The 19,634-nt window shown below is 34.8% G+C and carries 17 protein-coding genes, 2 tRNA genes and 1 rRNA gene; 6 read left to right on the forward strand and 14 right to left on the reverse strand.

The window, feature by feature from the left end; genetic code table 11:
* Positions 1-152 precede the first annotated feature (152 nt).
* Positions 153-268: ribosomal RNA gene (gene rrf / locus K7G93_RS01630) — 5S ribosomal RNA — on the forward strand.
* A gap of 578 nt (positions 269-846) precedes the next feature.
* Positions 847-1,629: an SDR family NAD(P)-dependent oxidoreductase gene (locus tag K7G93_RS01635; protein ID WP_115322924.1), complete on the forward strand. Its 783-nt coding sequence runs from the start codon at positions 847-849 to the stop codon at positions 1,627-1,629.
* 19 nt (positions 1,630-1,648) lie between these two features.
* On the opposite strand, the gene K7G93_RS01640 is transcribed toward K7G93_RS01635, so the two are convergent.
* The 5 genes from K7G93_RS01640 to K7G93_RS01660 are packed head-to-tail and all read right to left on the reverse strand — an operon-like array spanning position 1,649 to position 7,047.
* Positions 1,649-2,446 carry a peptide ABC transporter ATP-binding protein gene (locus tag K7G93_RS01640; protein WP_191134968.1) on the reverse strand — a complete coding sequence of 266 codons (798 nt, stop codon included), beginning with the start codon at positions 2,444-2,446 and terminating at the stop codon, positions 1,649-1,651.
* A 12-nt stretch (positions 2,447-2,458) separates the two neighbouring features.
* Positions 2,459-3,508, reverse strand: coding sequence for a peptide ABC transporter ATP-binding protein (locus K7G93_RS01645; RefSeq protein ID WP_226690490.1), 1,050 nt, complete (start codon positions 3,506-3,508; stop codon positions 2,459-2,461).
* An 8-nt stretch (positions 3,509-3,516) separates the two neighbouring features.
* Entirely contained in the window at positions 3,517-4,404 is an 888-nt protein-coding gene (locus K7G93_RS01650; RefSeq protein WP_049214339.1) for an ABC transporter permease subunit, read from the reverse strand.
* Complete coding sequence (locus tag K7G93_RS01655) at positions 4,394-5,359, reverse strand: ABC transporter permease (RefSeq protein WP_223668066.1); 966 nt, start codon at positions 5,357-5,359, stop codon at positions 4,394-4,396. The genes K7G93_RS01650 and K7G93_RS01655 overlap by 11 nt, the downstream gene beginning before the upstream one ends.
* Entirely contained in the window at positions 5,356-7,047 is a 1,692-nt protein-coding gene (locus K7G93_RS01660; protein ID WP_226690489.1) for an ABC transporter substrate-binding protein, read from the reverse strand. Before K7G93_RS01660 ends, K7G93_RS01655 begins: the two co-directional genes overlap by 4 nt.
* Before the next feature lie 168 nt (positions 7,048-7,215).
* On the opposite strand from K7G93_RS01660, the gene K7G93_RS01665 reads away from it, so the two are divergent.
* The 3 genes from K7G93_RS01665 (at position 7,216) to K7G93_RS01675 (ending at position 10,769) form a co-directional block, all read left to right on the forward strand.
* Positions 7,216-8,622, forward strand: a complete 1,407-nt coding sequence (locus K7G93_RS01665) for a YcjX family GTP-binding protein (RefSeq protein WP_226690488.1) — start codon at positions 7,216-7,218, stop codon at positions 8,620-8,622.
* A gap of 17 nt (positions 8,623-8,639) precedes the next feature.
* On the forward strand, positions 8,640-9,728 hold the full coding sequence (locus tag K7G93_RS01670) for a TIGR01620 family protein (RefSeq protein WP_226690487.1): 1,089 nt from the start codon (positions 8,640-8,642) through the stop codon (positions 9,726-9,728).
* An 87-nt stretch (positions 9,729-9,815) separates the two neighbouring features.
* Entirely contained in the window at positions 9,816-10,769 is a 954-nt protein-coding gene (locus K7G93_RS01675; RefSeq protein ID WP_115322917.1) for a sigma 54-interacting transcriptional regulator, read from the forward strand.
* Between the two features lie 61 nt (positions 10,770-10,830).
* Here the strand turns inward: K7G93_RS01675 and hflX are convergent, their stop codons facing one another.
* The 9 genes from hflX to orn form a co-directional block, all read right to left on the reverse strand.
* The gene (gene hflX / locus K7G93_RS01680; RefSeq protein ID WP_226690486.1) at positions 10,831-12,210 is read right to left on the reverse strand and encodes a ribosome rescue GTPase HflX; all 1,380 of its coding nucleotides are present in this window, start codon (positions 12,208-12,210) and stop codon (positions 10,831-10,833) included.
* 15 nt (positions 12,211-12,225) lie between these two features.
* Positions 12,226-12,519, reverse strand: a complete 294-nt coding sequence (hfq, locus tag K7G93_RS01685; RefSeq protein WP_115322915.1) for an RNA chaperone Hfq — start codon at positions 12,517-12,519, stop codon at positions 12,226-12,228.
* Positions 12,520-12,637: 118 nt separating this feature from the next.
* On the reverse strand, positions 12,638-13,594 hold the full coding sequence (miaA, locus tag K7G93_RS01690) for a tRNA (adenosine(37)-N6)-dimethylallyltransferase MiaA (RefSeq protein ID WP_226690493.1): 957 nt from the start codon (positions 13,592-13,594) through the stop codon (positions 12,638-12,640).
* 4 nt (positions 13,595-13,598) lie between these two features.
* The gene (gene mutL / locus K7G93_RS01695; RefSeq protein ID WP_226690492.1) at positions 13,599-15,455 is read right to left on the reverse strand and encodes a DNA mismatch repair endonuclease MutL; all 1,857 of its coding nucleotides are present in this window, start codon (positions 15,453-15,455) and stop codon (positions 13,599-13,601) included.
* A 5-nt stretch (positions 15,456-15,460) separates the two neighbouring features.
* Positions 15,461-16,696: an N-acetylmuramoyl-L-alanine amidase gene (locus K7G93_RS01700; RefSeq protein WP_228400409.1), complete on the reverse strand. Its 1,236-nt coding sequence runs from the start codon at positions 16,694-16,696 to the stop codon at positions 15,461-15,463.
* A gap of 12 nt (positions 16,697-16,708) precedes the next feature.
* A complete protein-coding gene (gene tsaE, locus K7G93_RS01705; RefSeq protein WP_115322912.1) occupies positions 16,709-17,194 on the reverse strand; it encodes a tRNA (adenosine(37)-N6)-threonylcarbamoyltransferase complex ATPase subunit type 1 TsaE in 486 nt (161 codons plus the stop codon).
* Positions 17,195-17,354: 160 nt separating this feature from the next.
* Positions 17,355-17,430 (reverse strand) — tRNA-Gly (locus K7G93_RS01710).
* A gap of 23 nt (positions 17,431-17,453) precedes the next feature.
* Positions 17,454-17,529, reverse strand: a tRNA-Gly gene (locus K7G93_RS01715).
* A 323-nt stretch (positions 17,530-17,852) separates the two neighbouring features.
* Positions 17,853-18,407: an oligoribonuclease gene (orn, locus tag K7G93_RS01720; protein ID WP_115322911.1), complete on the reverse strand. Its 555-nt coding sequence runs from the start codon at positions 18,405-18,407 to the stop codon at positions 17,853-17,855.
* A gap of 81 nt (positions 18,408-18,488) precedes the next feature.
* Here orn and rsgA point away from each other — a divergent pair, with 81 nt between their 5' ends.
* The gene (gene rsgA, locus K7G93_RS01725) at positions 18,489-19,541 is read left to right on the forward strand and encodes a small ribosomal subunit biogenesis GTPase RsgA (protein WP_160531548.1); all 1,053 of its coding nucleotides are present in this window, start codon (positions 18,489-18,491) and stop codon (positions 19,539-19,541) included.
* Positions 19,542-19,634 lie beyond the last annotated feature (93 nt).

The following is a 19,634-nucleotide window of genomic DNA, read 5'->3' on the forward strand; positions in this document are numbered from 1 at the left end:
AATACAAGACGACATGTTTCTGACTGTAGGGGTTGGAGAGAAAGGATAGTAGTTCAGCTTGTTGACAATTGAGAATCTTATACTGTACTGGATGAGGGTAGAGTATGAAGATGTGAAGAGCGAGATGAGAGTAAATCATCAAACAGGATTATCTTGGCGGCGATAGTGCAGTGGACCCACCTAATTCCATGCCGAACTTAGAAGTGAAACGCTGTAACGCCGATGGTAGTGTGGGGTTTCCCCATGTGAGAGTAGGACACCGCCAGGTAGAAATGAGAGGCCCTAGGTAGAGATACCTGGGGTTTTTTGTTATGGGAAGGGGGGTGAGATAAAGTGGCAGCGGAAAAAATCTAGCCGGAATAAAATCAGATAAAGCTAAAGCAGACAAGACTAAGCAAACCAAATCAAACCAAGCCAAACCAAAGCAAATCAAACCAAACTAAAGCAAACTAAAACAAAGCTCAGCCTCTTTTTACTTCAGCTTACTTCATTTTATATCTCTTTATATCTCTTCGTTTGTCATTTTACATCCCTTAGTTTATCTTTTCTTCTTTTTCTCTTTACCTTTACCTTCTTATCTTTACTTTTATTTTCCTTTCTTTTTCCTCCTCCCTTTTTTTGCTTTCCTTTTTGTGGTTATGATGAATAAAGGGATATTATATGGATTGGGAGACTGTTAGGATGTTCTGTAATCAAGGCTTAATATAAAAGCAAGTAACGTAGGGTGTGGTTTTAGTAAGTTTTAATAGTAAAATATTATCTATTAAGCGAGAAAATATTTTTTACTTTTAACTGGAACTGAAATAACGATAGAATAAATATTTTATTATTTGATAAAGAGGATTAATGGATAAAGGATATATTTTAATAACAGGTGCTAGTTCAGGTATTGGATATGAATTGGCTAAACTATATGCTCATAAAGGGCTCAAATTAGTATTAGTTGCAAGAACTTTATCTCCTTTGTTAGCATTGAAAGAGCAATATAGAGAAGAAAATATCGAAGTTATTCAAGCTGACTTGTCTTGTTTAGATAGTGCTAAAAAAGTATATAGTTTAACTCAAGAAAAAGGGTTATTTATCCATATGCTAATTAATAATGCTGGTATTGGCTTATTAGGTGATTTTTTGAGTACAGAACTGGAAACTGAAATTGAAATGGTTAATTTAAATATTCAATCTTTGATGATTCTGACAAAACTGTACTTACAGCATATGCTTGAAGTTAATCATGGTTATATTTTAAATGTTTCATCAGTTGCAGGAGAAATGCCGGGTGGACCACAAATGTCAGTTTATTATGCAACGAAAGCGTTTGTTACTTCTTTTTCTCAAGGACTAAGTTATGAATTAAGAAATTCGGGAGTTCATGTTTCAATTTTAGCGCCAGGACCAACACTTACTAATTTTGTAAAAACAGCAACTCAGCAAGAAGATACAACTTTATTTGATACATTAAAGTTTCAGACAGCAGAAGAAGTGGCAAAATATGCAGATAAGTATTTAAAGAAGAAAAAAAGGCTCATTATTCCAGGTGTTTTAAATAAAATAATGGTATATTCCAGCTATATTGCTCCTAAATCCTGGGTATTATTTTTAGTGAATCGTATTCAAAGTTTAAAGAAATAATCTACTTTTTATCATCATTTTATTTAATAACCCATGACCTATTATCTAGTAATTTACCAAAATGGCTTTCAACAAGGCGTTTAGTTACTTCAGTTTGAGGAGATGTAAAGAGTGTTTGTGTTGGACCATATTCAATCATTTTTCCTTCGTCCATAACTAAGACATCATCAGCGATATGTTTGATAATTCCTAAATGTTGTCCTACATAAATATAAGAAATACTTAGCTTTTCTTGTAAGTCTAACATTAAATTAGTAAGCTGAGTTTTAACAGTAGCATCTAGTGAACCTAAAGCATCGTCAGCAATAATAACTTCGGGTTCTAAAATAAGTGCACGAGCTAGGGCAACACGTTGTTTTTGGCTTGCTGACATAGTCTTTATTTTGACATTTGCATGATCAGGATATAGACCAACTAATTTTAATGTATTGAAAATTTTTTCATTACGATCTTGTTCGTCTAAGTGAGTTGTTAAGCGTAGTGGCGCATCTAATATTTGACCTACATTTAAGCGTGGATTAAAAGCTGTATTTGGATCTTGAAAGACCATACGAATATGTTTCGCACGATAGTGATAGTCACCAAATTCCAATGGTTGGTTATTGAATAAAATACAGCCTGAAGTTGGGGGAATTATACCAACAATCATTTTAGCTAATGTTGACTTACCCGAACCATTTTTCCCAATGATTGCAAGTGTTTTTTTCTTGTCTAAGCTAAAACTAATTTTATGGACTGCTGTAAAATAACTGGTACCAAAAAAATTAATCGAGTCAGTAAAATGCTTAGAAAGATCTTCAACCTGTAATAATGTCATTTATCTCTCTCATTATTCTGATGTTATATTTTGAAGTATCAAAGGAGTTTTAATATTTTTCTCTTTAAACTGCTTTTCTCGTAAATTAAGTGGGTAGTGGCAAGAAAACTCATGTTGCTTGATTCTATATCTTGTTGGTTTGATAATACATTTTTTTTGTGCAAAAGGGCAACGAGGCCCAAGGCGACAACCAATAGGCATTTGTTCTAATAGAGGAACCGTCCCTTTTAATGTATTCAAACGGCTTTTAAGTGGCAATGGTTGACTAAAATCAGGAATTGAGTGGAGTAATGCTTGTGTATAAGGGTGGTGTGGGTGTTCTAAAATATCTTCTTTAGGACCTGATTCTACATTTTGCCCACAATATAATACAGAAAAGCTATCACACCATTCACTAATACTATTAATGTCGTTGCTTGTTAATAAAATAGTTGTTCCTTGATTTTGATTCATACTGGAAAGCAAGCGGAAAATTTGTACTTTAGTAATAGACTCGATTGAGTTCGTCGGCTCATCAGCAATCAGTAAGCGAGGCTGGTTAGCGACGGCAATTGCAATCATGACTTTTTGCCCTTCTCCTTCAGTGATTTCTTCAGGATAGCTTTGCATAATATCTTTATGCTCTTTAATACCTACTTTATGCAATAATTCTATTGCTCGGCGTTTCTTCCAGCCAAACCACTGCCACCAACGACCTTTAAAAGTCGATGATGGGATATTTTGGATAATTTGTTTGCCAATTTTTTTACTTGGATCTAAGCAAGTCAAGGGATCTTGAAAGATCATGGAAATTTCTTCCCCGACTAATTTTCGCCTTTGTGTTGGTGTGAGTTTTAATAATTCGATATTGTCGAAGCGAAAACGATCTGCACTAATAATCCAAGAGTCTTTGAATGCATTACAAATGACTTTAGCAATTAAACTTTTACCTGAACCTGATTCACCGACTAAACCACAAATCGCACCTTCATTTAAAGTGAGATTAACATTGTCAACAATTTTTATTCGGCCATTTGGTGTGTCAATTTCAATGCAAAGATTACGAATATCTAATAATGCCATTTTTCCACCTACTCGTAATATTTCTCTATTGCTTTACAGAGACCTTGACTAAAAATGAAGACTACAAGAATTGCCATAACAATTGCAATTCCTGGTAATATAACAGCCCAAGGTGCTAAATATATTAACTCTAGAGAGTCTTTAATCATGGCTCCCCATTCAGGTACAGGGCGTTGAGCGCCTAATGAAATAAAGCTCAATGCACTGATATCTAAGATTGCCACAGCGAAAGCTCGAGCAATTTCTTGGATATAACGGATGGAGATATTTGGGAGTACAATTTCTTTAAGTAGAGCACTATTTGATATGCCATCCAGTTTTAGCATGAGTACATATTCTTTTTTTAATTCTTGTTGTGTTGCTTGGTATATTTCATGAATAAAATAAGGGAGGAGAGCTAATGTTGTGGCGATGATTGCATTCATTAGGCTCGGCTTCATTAATGTTGCAATAATGATCGCTATAAGTAGGCTTGGAATAGATAAAAATGTATCAAGAAAATGACTGAGAATTTTCGATTTAATACTATGTGAAATACCAGCCCAAATACCTATTACACTACCAATAATGAGAGTAAAAAATACGACAATCAGGGAGGCTCCTATAGTATAAGTTGTGCCTATGATAATTCGACTAAATACATCTCTACCTAAATCATCCGTGCCAAAGAAGAAGGATATTTGTCCTTTATCTACCCAAGATGGTGGCATGAGTTCACTACCAACAAATTGCATATTACTTGGATAAGGTGCAATCCATGGGCTAAAAAGTGCGGTTAAAATAAATATAATAAAGAGATAAAAACTAAATAATGCAATACGATTTTGGCGAAATAACAACCAAATGTTCTTTAGTGTTGCACTATCGCGAAACTCATCAGGTTCTTTATCTTGCATACCAGCCTTTCTTATTAAATGGATCAAGGATAAACGCTACAGTATCAGAGAAAATATCAACGATAATAATGCATAAACCTATAACAATAACCCCAACAGAGATACTATTATAGTCTTGTTGAGTAACCGCATCAATGAGCCAACGGCCAATACCAGGCCAACCAAATGTGCTTTCAACGAGCATACATTGAGTAAGTACCAATGTGAATAAACGTGTTGTTTGTGGGATTAAAAGAGGTAGTGTATTGCGTAATATATACTTGCGTAAAATTTTATGTTGTGACCAACCACGTGTTGTTGCTGTTTTTACATAGTTTTTCATGACAACTTCTTCAGCACGTTGTTGAACAATTCGTGTAATTTCCATAGTCGGTAGAATTGTTAAAACGAGTGTTGGTAAAACGAGGTGCTGTAGTACATTCTGAATAACTTTTGTTTTATAGAACTCCTCCATAAACCAAACATCAATCATTGGAAACCCAGTAATGGGTTTGATCGCATATAACAAGTTATACTGCCCAATTGCAGAAATTTCCCAGCTATGGATTGCAGAAAAGTAGAGAGCAATAGGCGCAATCCAAAATACAGGCATTGATAGTCCTAATGCAGCAATGGTATGAATACTTTTGCCCATGATATTATGGCGATTCATAGCTCCTATTAATCCTAATGGAATGCCAAAGAGAATTGCTAATAAAATAGCAGTAAAACAGAGTTCTAAGGTTGGTGGTAAAACAGTTTGAATAATTTCATTTAATGAATCCCCACCATTGTAAGTAATACCTAAATCCCACTTGATAAGATGTTGAATATAATTAATGTAACTTTGAAAAAAATTTGGATTAGTGAGTTCTTCATTAAGGGGATCTTGAATTAGAATGATATAGCTTACCAAAGATAAAATAAGTAAAGTAACAATAATCAGAAAAACTTGGCGTAATAAAGCAACAATCATGGTTTTATACCTTTTTGCAACGATAAATTTTCGAAGTTGATACTGCCAAATGGACTCATTTTGACACCATGAACATTAGCATTGATCACTAACATTCTTCTTGCATTTGCGATAGGGACAATTGGTATTTCAGATAAAATTAATTCTTGAGCTAAATTGTATTCGCTTGCCCTTAATCGTAAATGAGATGTATTAAGAGCATTATCCATAAAATGGTCAAATAGAGGATCACACCAGTTAGAAAAATTAGTAATCTCATTAACAGTGCTACAGCTTAGAATAGGTCTCATGAAACTATCAGGATCTAAATTTCCTGCAAGCCAGCCAGCCAAAATCATATCATAATCTTCTGAATGATCTTTTAAGCGTTTAATTAAATAAGTTCGTGTAACAGGTTGGATAGTAATTTTAACCCCAACTTTAGCAAGATCTCTTTTTATTAATTCTGCCATTTTGAGTGGAGCAGGATTATATACTTGCTCTTCATTAATTACCCACATTGTTAAATTAAGCTTTCTATCTTGTAAATACATTTTTGCTTTTTCTATATTATAGTCATAAGCGAAATCAGGCGTATTAACACTAGAAGCCCATGAAATATTAGGAATAATATTATTCGCAACTGTTGCAGTGTTGTGGTATATAGTTTGAACAATACGTTTTCTGTCAATCGCTTGTGATATGGCACGGCGTAATTTTGTATTTTTCATCTCAGGCTTTTTAAAATTAAAAGCAAGGTAAGATAAATTCATGCCTTCAACAGAATTAACATAAAAATGTTCATTTTTATTTTGTAATAAACCTAATTGACTCACCTCGGGATAAGAAGCAATTTGGCATTCGCCATTAAGGAACTTAATTAACCGCCCAGTGCGATCTGTTGATAGATCAATAATAATATTCTCAATTTGTGCTTCTTTTTTCCAATAATGTTCATTACGTATAAAGCGAACATATTGATTACGAAAGTAATTCTGCACTTTATAAGGGCCTGTACCTACAGGTAACAAGTCAAGTTGCATAAGATTATCGTCTGCATTGAGCTGCAGCGCGTATTCTTGTGAAAAGATGATAGCGTATTGACTTGCTAAATGAGACAAAATTGAAGCATCAGACTTAAAAAGTTTTATTTGAACTCGATAAGGATCGAGTGCTTTTATCGATTCTATTTTTTGATTTAATTTAATACTTTCAAAATAGGGGAAGCGTACTTTTTTTGCCTGTTTATGGAAAATACTGTGCTGGGGATTTGAATAGTGAGTTGATTCATCTTCTAATGTAGGTAAATAAGAATTATGACCTAACATACGATTAATAGAAAATACCACATCATCGGCATTAAAATCACGCGTTGGTTTAAACCATTCTGTATGATGAAACTTGACACCTCTGCGTAGGTTAATCGTAATAAGTGTTCCATCATTAGAGATAGAATAAGATTCGGCAAGTGAAGGTATAATTGTTGCACTATTATTAGTTGCCTCAAATAGTTTATTGTAAATTTGCTCTGTAATCACATTCATACTGGTGCCTGCATCGGCTGTTTGTGGGTTAAATGAAAGTCCTGTAGAGTGAGTACAGTAAATCAATCCATTTTGTGTTAATTCTTTTGGCACTCTCGGCGCCGCAGTAACAAAATGTGATAATAGTAGCAGGAAACCAGTAAATATGACTTTTCTCATCAACATAATTAGTGCATTTGTGATAAATTATCGAGGGATTGTAAAATATATTGTTCTGATAAGCTATCCTTTTTACTTTGAGTAGAATTGAGTATAAAAAACTTTAAGTAAAAATTAAGGTTTCTATGTTATCTTGAGTTAAGTGATATTATTAATCTATAAAAGAATACTAATATGTTGAATTATCTACAGAAAGAAGTAAATGAAATAATTAATCGTGGATTTGACCGCACTTTACGTATTGCGGTTACTGGGCTAAGTCGGAGTGGAAAAACAGCATTTATTACTAGTTTAATTAATCAGTTATTACATATTAATCGTGTAGATAATCATCATCTTCCACTCTTTGAAGCAGCCCGAAATCAATCTATTATTGCAGTGAAACGTGTGCCACAGCTAAATTTAAGCATTCCTCGGTTTGATTATGAGGCAAATATACAATCTTTAATGCAACAGCCTCCTGTTTGGCCTCAATCTACTCGGGGAGTAAGTGAAACTCGTTTGGCCATTCGTTATCAGCGTCATAATGGCTTAATGCGTCATTTGAAAGAGAAAACGACACTTTATCTTGATATTTTTGATTATCCAGGTGAATGGCTGCTTGATTTGCCTTTATTATCCTCGAACTATCAGCAATGGTCACAAGAGTCACAAAATATTATCGAGAGTCAACGGTCAGAATTTGCTAAATTATGGTTGGATAAAGTCAAAGAATTGGATTTAACAGCAGTAGCTGATGAAGATGTTTTGGCACAATTAGCACAAGACTATACAAATTATTTATTAGCTTGTAAGCAGCAAGGATTACATTTTATTCAACCTGGGCGTTTTGTTTTACCTGGTGAATTAGAGGGGGCGCCAGTATTGCAATTTTTCCCTCTTATCCATTTAAATGATGCAGAATGGCAGCAACTAAAAAATGAGAAAAGAGTGAACAGTTATTTTAGGGTTTTGACTCAGCGTTATGAATATTATCGTCAACATATAGTGAAAAAATTTTATCAAGATTATTTTTCCACTTTTGATCGTCAAGTGATCTTAGCAGATTGTTTAACGCCATTAAATCATAGCGATCAAGCATTTATTGATATGCAAATAGGGTTACAGCAATTATTTAAGAATTTTCACTATGGCAAACGCACATTACTTAATCGTTTATTTTCACCACGTATTGATAAACTGATGTTTATTGCTACTAAAGCTGATCATATTACAAATGATCAGTTACCAAATTTAGTCAGCTTGCTGCGTCAATTAGTACAAGAAGGTGGGCGCCATGTGGAATATGAGGGTATTCATACTGAGTATACTGCAATAGCAGCTATCCGTGCTACACAGCAAGTATTGGTTAACCAAAATGGACATAGCTTTAAAGCATTAAGAGGAGTACGCTCAAGTGATAAACAGAAAGTGACTGTTTATCCAGGTTCTGTGCCGAGTAAATTACCAAAGCCAGAATTTTGGCAAAATCAACAATTTGAATTTGATCAATTTGAGCCACAACAGTTAGTATTGGGAGAAAACATACCTCATTTACGTATGGATTCAGTATTACAGTTCTTGCTGGGTGATAAATTTTAATTGTAGAGCAATAAAAAATGACTGAAAAACGTATTTTTACAGAAACAGAACAAGCTGATTTTGTGCACCAATTTTCACCGAAACGTGAATTTATTGAACAAGACATAGAGATTGAAATTGATAATTCGGATCCTATAGAGATAGAGGGAGAGTTGTTAGATAAGCAGTTTGAACACATTGTCGCGCCAAAATCAACTTGGTGGAAAAAAGGGATAGGGTTAACGGTATTATTATTTCTTATTGTGACTATAGCTCAATCAGTTCAATGGCTAATCAATACTTGGCAACAAAATCAATGGATTTATTTCGCTTTTTCGTTAGTAGCTTGTTTTGCTGTGGTATTTGGTGTACTGGCAATTAGCCGTGAATGGTTCCGTTTACTTAGATTAAAACAAAGAACAAATTTACAGCAGCAAAGCGAACAATTACTGCTAGAAAGTGCGGTAAGTTTTGAGCAAAATTTTTCAGCAAATAAACATGAACAAGCAAAGCAGCTTTGTTTATCAATGGCAAAAATGTTGAAATTATCCTCACAAGATCCAAAACTGATGTTATGGCAACAACAAATTCAAGATGGACATTCTGCACAAGAGATAGCTTATTTATTCAGCCAGACGGTACTTCAATCTTTTGATAAACAGGCAAAAAAGCTCATTAGTAAAAGTGCAGTGGAGGCTACAATGATTGTGACAGTCAGTCCTTTAGCAATTGTTGATATGTTTTTTCTTTCTTGGCGTAATATCCGTCTAGTTAATCAAATTGCACAACTTTATGGTATTGAACTAGGTTATTGGAGTCGATTACGTTTATTAAAAATGGTGTTATTTAATCTTGCTTTTGCTGGTGCTACAGAAATTGTACAAGATATTGGTATGGATTGGTTATCACAGGATCTCACTGCTAAACTTTCAGCTCGAGCAGCACAAGGTATTGGTGTAGGTTTATTAACTGCAAGATTAGGTATCAAAGCAATGGAGTTTTGTCGCCCTTTAGCATTTCGCCAAGATGAGAAACCTCGTATTAAACATATTCACCAAACTTTATTAAGCCATTTAAAAACAACTATTTTTTCTTCAACTAAATCAAAAGAGAAACAAAAAGTTTAGCCGTGTAAATTTTTATTTCCACCATTGTTTAAAGTTTACATATTTTAATGATATGATAAGCCTATCTATGCTTAATGAGGAAAACAGATGTCCTTGAATAATGTGAATAATTCAGCATTTACTGAGATTGTTGCGAAAAGTCCTAAAATGGAAAATTTACTTGCACAGGCGATTAAATTTTCTGCAAGTGATGCTCCGTTGCTTATTCAAGGTGAAACTGGAACGGGGAAAGATTTGATTGCTAAATCTTGTCATCTTGCAGGACCTCGATCTCAAAATAAATTTATTGCAGTGAATTGTGCAGGATTACCAAGCCAAGATGCTGAAAGCGAAATGTTTGGTCGTCGAGATAATGATAAAGAATATGTTGGCTTTTTTGAATATGCTAATGGTGGAACAGTATTACTTGATAGTATTGCTGAGTTATCGCTTGAATTACAGGCAAAATTATTACGTTTTTTAAATGATGGTACTTTTAGACGAGTAGGCGAAGAACAGGAACACTACGCTAATGTACGTGTTATTTGTACTTCTCAGATACCTTTACAACATTATGTTGATGAAGGAAAAATGCGTAGTGATTTGTTTCATCGCCTTAATGTATTGACACTCAATATCCCTTCTTTACGGGAACGAAAGGAAGATATCCCTGATTTAGTCAATATTTTTGTTGCACAAATTAGTGAACAACTACAAATAAATAAGCCATATTTTAGTGAGAAATTTATTCAATATTTACAAGGTTATCCATGGACTGGTAATGTTAGAGAATTGCATAATGCGTTATATCGTGCATGTAGTTTAGCTGAAAATGATGAATTAACAATTGCTGGCTTGAATTTAGTAGAGCAAGAAATTGTGCCAGTCATATTAGATCAATTTGGTCATGAAACATTAGAACAGATTATGAATAAATTTGAAGCAAGTGTGTTGCGAAAATTTTATGAACAATATCCAAGTACCAGAAAGCTAGCAGTACGTTTAGGGATTTCACATACTGCTATTGCTAATAAATTAAGACAATACGGTATTAGCAAGTAACGTATAAAGGACAATTTAGACTTTAGCTTTCTCTTTATAACAACTAGGCTTACTCATAGAATCAAAATGCGCTTGAATTTACGAAATTTTCTAGTTCTGTAAATTGTTTAACTAATTTTAGCCATTCGACTTTATCAATTTGAATGTGTAGCAGGAACTCGCCTTGTTCACTCATTTTTTCATCTCGAATACAATTTAACTGGTATAAATGATGACGAATTTTTCCGCAATAAAGTGGTAAAGTGAGGGATAAAGTTAAAATGTCATTTTTTAATAGTTCTCTTATTGCCTTGAGTAACAAATTTAAACCTTGTCCTGAATGTGCTGAAATATAGACCGCACTTGGTCTATTTTCATGATCATATTCAATATGCGGTTGTACTTCTTCTATTTGATCGATCTTGTTATAGACGAATAAAGTTGGAATATCATGAGCCTTGATTTCTTCTAATACAGCTTTAACTGCTTCAATATTTTCTTGTTTGTGTGGGTCTGCACAATCAATTACGTGTAATAACAGAGAGGCTTCTGTTGTTTCTTGTAAAGTTGATTTAAAGGCAGATATGAGGTCATGTGGTAAATGGCGAATGAAACCAACTGTATCAGCTAAAATAGTTGTGCCAACATCTTGGATTTGTAAACGGCGTAATGTGGGATCAAGTGTGGCAAAAAGTTGATCAGCAGCATAGACATTTGCTTGTGTCATGAGATTAAATAGAGTGGATTTACCCGCATTAGTGTAGCCGACTAATGAAATAGTGGGAATATCTGCTTTTTGCCGTGTTTGGCGGTTTTGATTGCGCTGTTTTTCTACTTTAGCCAAGCGATTTTGTAATTGAGCAATACGTACTTTAATTAAGCGACGATCTGTCTCCAGTTGTGTTTCACCTGGACCACGTAAACCAACGGCACCTTTTTGTTGATCCAAACCTGTTTTTCGACGTACTAAACGTGTTGATAAATGTTTTAGTTGTGCTAATTCAACTTGGAGTTTACCCTCATGTGAGCGAGCACGTTGTGCAAAAATATCTAAAATGACGCCTGTGCGATCTACTACACGACACTGACAAAGCGTTTCTAGATTACGTGTCTGAGCAGGTGTTAAACTGTGATTTACGAGTACAACATCAGCATTATGCTCTTTGACTGCATTCGCAATCTCTTCAGCTTTACCTTGCCCAACGAAATATTTTGCTTGTGGTATTGCTCTTGTAGTTGTGATAATTGAACGAATATCAACATTTGCTGATTGGGCAAGTAAGCAAAACTCGGCGAGATCATCTTCATCATGTTGTTGGGATAAAAAGCAATGGACAATAATTGCTTGATCAGCAATCGAATGCTTAATATTGAGAGACTGTTTTGATAACGTTTTAAGATAATAAAGTGCGGTGGATTCTTGGTTTAAATCCACCGCACTTGAAATCGATTTATTTAACATTAATTCAACTTATGATTATTCAGTTTTGTCTGTATTTGATTCAGCTTGTTGCTCTTGAGCTTGCTGATAATTCTGTTGGTTAGAATTATTGTTATTATGATGAGATACAGAACGTGCTGGAACAACAGTTGAAATTGCGTGTTTATACACCATTTGATTAACTGTGTTTTTCAATAAGATTACAAATTGGTCGAACGATTCAATTTGACCTTGTAATTTAATGCCGTTTACTAAGTAAATAGATACAGGAATACGTTCACGACGTAATGCATTTAAATAAGGATCTTGTAAAGATTGTCCTTTTGCCATTTTTTTTTCCTTCTGTATAAATAAAAATGAATATAAAAAGCCGAATACAGATAACTCTGTCTTCCCTCCAAATGCCAATATAACAATAAATTAATTTATTGTCATCATTGAACCTCAATTATTTTTGGTGCAGAGAATAATCAATATTAATCAGAGAGTTTATGATTTTTTGCTTTGCTTCTTCTATTTCTAAGCTATCTAGCCATTCAATAGGATATTTCCAACCACGAAGCCAAGTAATTTGGCGTTTAGCAAGCTGGCGTGTTGCACAAATGCCTCGGAAAATCATTTCTTCATGCGAGTAATCGCCACGTAAATATTCCCACATTTGGCGGTAGCCAACACAGCGAATAGCTGGTAAATCAGCATGTAAATCACCACGTTGATAGAGTTTCTCTACTTCTTGTTTGAAACCTAATTGAATCATTTTTTTAAAACGTATCGCTATGCGTTCATGTAGTATCTGGCGATCTTTTGGAGTGATTGCAAATTGTAATATTTGATAAGGTAAAGCATCTCCTTTTTGCTCAGTGAGCGTTGTAAGTGTTTTACCCGTGATATAAAAAACCTCTAAAGCTCGGTTAATTCGTTGTGAATCATTAGGGTTAATACGTTGTGCAGAGATTGGATCAATTCTAGTTAGCTCTTGATGTAAAGCAGCCCAGCCTAATTGCTGTGCTTTACTCTCAATTTCTGCTCGTATATTTTCATCCGCAGAAGGAAGGGGGGATAAGCCCTCAAGTAATGCTTTGTAATACAGCATTGTACCGCCAACAAGCAGTGGGATTTTACCTTGTGCAGTAATTTGTTCCATTTCACGTAGTGCATCTTGACGAAAGTTTGCGGCGGAATAACTTTCTGAAGGATCACAAATATTAATCAAACGATGAGGAGCTAAAGCAAGCTCCTCAGCGTTTGGTTTTGCTGTACCAATATCCATCCCTTTATAAATTAAAGCAGAATCGACACTGATTACTTCTACAGGCAATACTTGGCGTAATTTAATTGCCAAGTCAGTTTTTCCAGAAGCAGTTGGCCCCATTAAGAAAATTGCAGTTGGTTTTGTTAAAGACATTTGTTTAAATTTGCTCTAAATAAGGTTGCCAATCAATAGGGATTAACAGCTCTGATAATCTATTTGTTTGTTGAGGACTTAGCAATCGTTCTGTTTCAGTGAGTAAGCTTACAGCATCAGCAAATATACTGATAGGATGTGATGTTAGCGTTTTATAAAGTGCGGTCAAAAATAAGGAAAATTCACAGATTGATTGTGATAACACCGCAATCACACATTTTTGTAAATTTTGTTCACGCAAACAGGTCGGGACTCTAATTAAAGTAATCCGTTTCTGACTAAGATTTTCACTAAATTCAAAGCCCACTTGTGTAAAAAAGTTTTTTTGTTGTAGCCAGTGAGTAAGCTGTGCTTCATTCAAACGAAATATGATGGGAATAAGCAAGGGTTGTTGTGATATTGGCTGTTGTTGTAATAAAAACTCTATTTTTAACTGTTGAAGTTTAGTTAATGATAATAAATAGAATTGCTGATGTTGCTGAAGCAATAATGCTTTTTCTGCTACTAAAGCGAGAGCTTTTAAAATATGACTTCCTGTATACTCTTTAGTGGAGTCTACAAGATGAATTGTACTGATTGAATCCGTGTTGGTTGACTTTAGGAGTTCATTGTATGCTAGTCGTTCCTCCGTCTTAGCTGTTTTTTCTTGGGAGTTCTTAGGCAGAAAGTGCGGTCGATTTTCACTAATTTGAGTGTTATTTAGTGATATATGATTCCCAGTCCTATTAGTAGATGTAAAGATATTTTGCCCAGCAGTAGCTCGATTCGGCCTAATTTGTGTTGAAGTTGCCCAATGTGGTATTGGTTCTTGAATTTGATTTGGCTTGGTTGTGGCATATTTCAATTCTGAAGTATTCTTCTCAGCTTGTTCAGAACTGAGGGCATGAGTTATACCTTGGTAAATAAAATCATGAATTAAGCGCTGTTGGTGAAAACGGACTTCGTGTTTGGTTGGATGAACATTAACATCAACTTCATGAGGATTTAAATCAAGAAATAAGATAAAAGCGGGATATTGCTCAGTAGTTAAATAGTCTGCATAAGCTTGACGAATAGCATGGTTTATGATTTTATCACGCACTATGCGACCATTGATATAACAATAGCTTAGGTCATTTTGTGTGCGTACAAAACTAGGTAATGCTACCCAGCCTGATAAATGTAGATCATCATGTATCCAATTAATTTGCAATGCATTTTGAACAAAATCATTACCACAAATTGCAGCAACACGTTTTAGCATTTGTCCATTCTGTGCATTTTTATATTGACGCAAGGTTTTTCCATTATGACTTAAGCTAAAAGTAATATTGGGTTTAGCAAGAGCAATACGACGAATAACTTCATCAATATGTGAAAATTCGGTTTTATCTGTACGTAAAAATTTTCGGCGTGCGGGTGTATTGAAAAATAAGTTTGCTACTTCAACTGTTGTACCTACTGGATGTGAGGCTGGTTTAATAGTCGTTTCCATTTCTCGTCCTTGCGCATAAACCTGCCATGCTTCATTTTGTTCAGCTGTACGTGAAGTGAGTGTTAAGCGAGAAACTGAACTAATACTAGCTAATGCTTCACCACGAAAACCTAAACTTAAAATTGCATCTAAATCTTCTAAACTAGTGATTTTGCTCGTAGCGTGACGAGCTAGTGCAAGAGAAAGTTCTGCTTTAGGTATACCAATTCCATTGTCTCGAATACGTATTAATGTACTACCGCCATTTTCGATATCAATTTGAATACGTGTTGCACCAGCATCTAAACTATTTTCTACTAGTTCTTTTACTACCGAAGCAGGACGCTCCACCACTTCACCAGCAGCGATTTGGTTAGCTAATTGCGGAGGGAGAACTTGAATCGGCATAGGCATTAATCTCTTAACTTAATTTTTTGTCCTATCAGGACTTTCCCATTTTTTAAATTCGGGTTTAATTTCAGTAATTGTGTTGGTGGAATATTATATTCTCGTGCAATAGCATACAATGTTTGTCCTTTTCTCACTGTATGATATTTCGGGGTATTCGAGCTTGTTTGAGAACCGATTTTTCCTTGTGTAGGCTTCTCATGTTTAGTTTCAGCAGCTTTCTTTTTTACTTTATCGGATTGACTTGTATTTTTTGTATCTCCTGGAATTTTTAACGTTTCACCAATCCATAATTCACGGCGTTTTAATTGATTTAATGCAGTAATATCATTCACTTTTACGCCGTATTTTTTAGCAACGCCATTTAAGGTTTCGCCTGCTTTTACTTTATGACGAATACCACTATCAGCGATGGTTGATTTATTCTCAGTTGTTTTTCCAGATGCTGTTTTCGTTGGTATTTTAGGTTCATTGACTACATTTTTTTTGCGATATTCGACTAGACTTTCATAAATCATGTAAGCAACTTTCTTACGGTAGGCTAGCGAGCTGAGTTTCTTTTCTTCATTTGTATTTGATAAAAAACCTGTTTCTACTAATATTGAAGGTATATCAGGTGAGCGTAATACACCTAAACTTGCGTGCTGAGGTGTGCTACGGTTTAAAGCCGTGATTTTAGCAAAACGTTTTAGCACAATTGAACCTAGTTCATAGCCAACACGTTGACTGTGACCAAATTGTAAATCAAGCACTGTTTGATCTAAGTATTTTTCGTTATGTGAGGAAAGTACTGTACCAGCACCGCCGAGTAACTCTGAGCGTTTTTCATGATCTTCTAACCATTGCCCCATTTCACTATTAGCTCGGCGATTGGATAAAACCCATACAGAGGCTCCCCGTAAATTAGGGGATAAATTAGAGTCTGCATGGATAGAGATGAGTAAATTCGCTTTATGTTTACGCGCAATTTCAGATCGTTTGGGAACAGAAATAAAATAGTCACCAGTTCGAGTTAATACACCACGGAAATTTGGATCTTTATCAAGTAATATTTTTAATTCTCTCGCAATAGATAACGTCACATTTTTTTCATACATTTTTAAATTACGGCTAATGGCACCAGGATCGGTTCCTCCGTGACCAGGATCAATTGCAATAATCCACACATTATTAGCAAATGATGGTATTGAAATAAAAAAGAAAATAACTAAGAAAAATGAAATAAAATTATGCTTTCTCATCGTATTACAGTGTTATTGTGTTAATTTGCCAATAATTTGTTCACCGACTATGGTGTTTGCCACTAATTCAATATTACGAGCACTCTCTACATAGATAATATTGATTAATAAATCAGCTTCTGCAAGCAAACCTTGACCTTTTTCGGCCCATTCGATTAAACACAAGCAATTATTATTAAAATAATCACGAATCCCCATAAACTCGAGCTCTTCAGGATCACTTAAACGATATAAATCAAAATGATAAACAGTTTTAGTGGGTAAATGATATTCTTCAACTAAAGTATAAGTTGGACTTTTTACATTACCGCGATGGCCTAGTGCTTGAATAATTCCGCGACTTAACGTCGTCTTACCTGCACCTAAATCGCCATTTAAGTAGATAGTGATTGCTTTTGGTATATCAAGCTCATGAATTGCATTGACAAGTTGGGCGCCAAATTGACACATTGCATTTTCATCGCGGATATACTGGGTATAGCAAGATACTTTAGTCATAGATTTATGCTTTTTTACTATTAAATTACATTTCAAAATAGCCCAAAATTGTACCGCACTTTTATTGGATAACATAGACTAAAAGCGTATTTTCTTTAATAAAAATACAAGTAAAAGAATAATAAGGAATAAAGTTTATTTTTAAGAAATAATATAATTTTGGAGCGGGAAACGAGGCTCGAACTCGCGACCCCGACCTTGGCAAGGTCGTGCTCTACCAACTGAGCTATTCCCGCATTGAAGAGTAAAATATTGTAATTGGAGCGGGAAACGAGGCTCGAACTCGCGACCCCGACCTTGGCAAGGTCGTGCTCTACCAACTGAGCTATTCCCGCATCACATTATCAAAACTGCTTAACAGTGATAGGGCGGTATTATACGAAAAATTTTTGAGGGCGCAAGTGTAAAATGCAGAAAAAAGTCGGTTTGCTTAGATATTCAACGAGGTAATAAAAAAATAGGACATTATTATCGTGTCGCTATATTTTATTTGATATGTTTATCTTCAGTTCAATATCTGTAGTGATAGTTTGTATTGCAATGTTATCTTCGCACAATTTCCGTATGATTCCAGAAGGATTGTTTGATAACAAACGACTGCAATAATGTTTTATCAACTATTGTTGTACTAGGGTACTTGTTAGGTGATATTTAAAGATCATTTTTCTTCTAACTTAATGAAATGTTCTCGATAGTAGGCCAATTCAGCAATCGATTCTCGAATATCATCTAAAGCAAGATGAGTATTTTTCTTTTGAAATGTTTTGAGTATTTCGGGTTTCCAGCGGGAAGCAAGCTCTTTTAGCGTGCTGACATCTAAATGACGGTAATGAAAATATTCTGCAAGTTCAGGCATATACTTAAATAAAAAACGTTTGTCTTGAGAAACGCTATTACCACAAATAGGTGAAGCGCCTTTCGGAACCCATTTTTTTAGAAAGTCAATAGTTTGTAACTCCGCTGCACGTTCAGTAAACTGGCTGTTTTTAACACGTTCAACTAAACCATTTGCTGTATGTGTTTTTATGCACCATTCACTCATTTTACTGAGTAATTCATCAGATTGGTGGATGGCTAAAACAGGACCTTCAGCTAAAATATTTAGCTCCTTATCTGTTACAATTGTCGCTATTTCGATAATACGTTCTTTTTCAGGATCTAAGCCTGTCATTTCTAAATCAATCCAAATGAGATTTTGTTTATCTAATTGCATAATGTTATCCTATGAAAATACTTTTTCTGTATTTTAGCGGAAAACTTGTAAAAAAACGACCGCACTTTAAAGGATAAGCCATTGAGTAAACGTAAATTAACGCAGAATCAAAAACGTCGCATTCAATCAAACAATATAAAAGCCTTACATCGCCATCAACGTAAAGAAAAGCAAGTGGTTGAGTGGCAAGATGATATGTTAAGTGAGTCACAAGATGGGGTAATTGTCACTCGTTATTCGATTCATGCTGATGTTGAAGATACTCATGGTGAAGTATTTCGTTGTAATTTACGTCGTACTTTATCTAATGTTGTTGTGGGTGATAGGGTTGTCTGGCGAAAAGGAAATGAACAATTACAAGGGATTAGCGGAGTTATTGAAGCAATTAAACCACGCCAAAATGAAATATCACGTCCTGATTACTATGATGGTTTAAAAGTAATTGCGGCGAATATTGATCGTATCATCATTGTTTCCGCGGTGTTACCTACATTATCATTAAATATTATCGATCGTTATTTAGTGATCTGTGAAACTGCGAATATTCCAGCTGTAATTATTGTGAATAAGTCAGATTTGTTGACAGAATCAGAATACCAACAAGTGGAAGAACAATTGAAAATTTATCAGAAAATTGGCTATCAAACGATAATCTTGTCAGCACAATCAGGTGAGAATATGGAAAAACTCACCGCTCTTTTATCTGAAGGTACATCTATTTTTGTTGGACAATCTGGTGTAGGAAAATCAAGTTTGATTAATCATATTTTGCCTGATGTTAACGCACAGATTGGAGGCATTAGTGAAAACTCAGGACTTGGACAACATACTACAACATCTTCTCGTTTATATCATTTGCCTCAGGGAGGAAATTTAATTGATTCTCCAGGTATACGTGAGTTTGGATTATGGCATTTAGAACAAGAGCAAATTACGAGAGGATATCGTGAGTTTCAATATTTTCTAGGAACATGTAAATTTAGGGATTGTAAACATTTATCCGATCCTGGTTGTGCATTACGTGAAGCTGTAGCATTAGGCAAGATTCATTCGGTGCGTTTTGATAATTATCACCGTCTTATTGCTAGCCTCAATGAAACAAAATCCCAGCGTCATTTTGCTGCCGACCTATAGTCGTTAATTGAATGTTAATAAAGGACTAAAAAACACTCTTTTTGAGTGTTTTTTTGTGATCTTCCTCAAGTTTTTATTTGATTAACCTTGATT

Source organism: Pasteurella canis (assembly GCF_020810675.1).
Taxonomy (GTDB): domain Bacteria; phylum Pseudomonadota; class Gammaproteobacteria; order Enterobacterales; family Pasteurellaceae; genus Pasteurella; species Pasteurella canis.

Excerpts from the sequence above, each read along its gene's own strand:
- K7G93_RS01635 (WP_115322924.1), top strand. The coding sequence starts at position 847 with ATGGATAAAGGATATATTTTAATAACAGGTGCTAGTTCAGGTATTGGA.
- K7G93_RS01640 (WP_191134968.1), bottom strand. The coding sequence starts at position 2,446 with ATGACATTATTACAGGTTGAAGATCTTTCTAAGCATTTTACTGACTCG.
- K7G93_RS01645 (WP_226690490.1), bottom strand. The coding sequence starts at position 3,508 with ATGGCATTATTAGATATTCGTAATCTTTGCATTGAAATTGACACACCA.
- K7G93_RS01650 (WP_049214339.1), bottom strand. The coding sequence starts at position 4,404 with ATGCAAGATAAAGAACCTGATGAGTTTCGCGATAGTGCAACACTAAAG.
- K7G93_RS01655 (WP_223668066.1), bottom strand. The coding sequence starts at position 5,359 with ATGATTGTTGCTTTATTACGCCAAGTTTTTCTGATTATTGTTACTTTA.
- K7G93_RS01660 (WP_226690489.1), bottom strand. The coding sequence starts at position 7,047 with ATGTTGATGAGAAAAGTCATATTTACTGGTTTCCTGCTACTATTATCA.
- K7G93_RS01665 (WP_226690488.1), top strand. The coding sequence starts at position 7,216 with ATGTTGAATTATCTACAGAAAGAAGTAAATGAAATAATTAATCGTGGA.
- K7G93_RS01670 (WP_226690487.1), top strand. The coding sequence starts at position 8,640 with ATGACTGAAAAACGTATTTTTACAGAAACAGAACAAGCTGATTTTGTG.
- K7G93_RS01675 (WP_115322917.1), top strand. The coding sequence starts at position 9,816 with ATGTCCTTGAATAATGTGAATAATTCAGCATTTACTGAGATTGTTGCG.
- hflX (WP_226690486.1), bottom strand. The coding sequence starts at position 12,210 with ATGTTAAATAAATCGATTTCAAGTGCGGTGGATTTAAACCAAGAATCC.
- hfq (WP_115322915.1), bottom strand. The coding sequence starts at position 12,519 with ATGGCAAAAGGACAATCTTTACAAGATCCTTATTTAAATGCATTACGT.
- miaA (WP_226690493.1), bottom strand. The coding sequence starts at position 13,594 with ATGTCTTTAACAAAACCAACTGCAATTTTCTTAATGGGGCCAACTGCT.
- mutL (WP_226690492.1), bottom strand. The coding sequence starts at position 15,455 with ATGCCGATTCAAGTTCTCCCTCCGCAATTAGCTAACCAAATCGCTGCT.
- K7G93_RS01700 (WP_228400409.1), bottom strand. The coding sequence starts at position 16,696 with ATGAGAAAGCATAATTTTATTTCATTTTTCTTAGTTATTTTCTTTTTT.
- tsaE (WP_115322912.1), bottom strand. The coding sequence starts at position 17,194 with ATGACTAAAGTATCTTGCTATACCCAGTATATCCGCGATGAAAATGCA.
- orn (WP_115322911.1), bottom strand. The coding sequence starts at position 18,407 with ATGCAATTAGATAAACAAAATCTCATTTGGATTGATTTAGAAATGACA.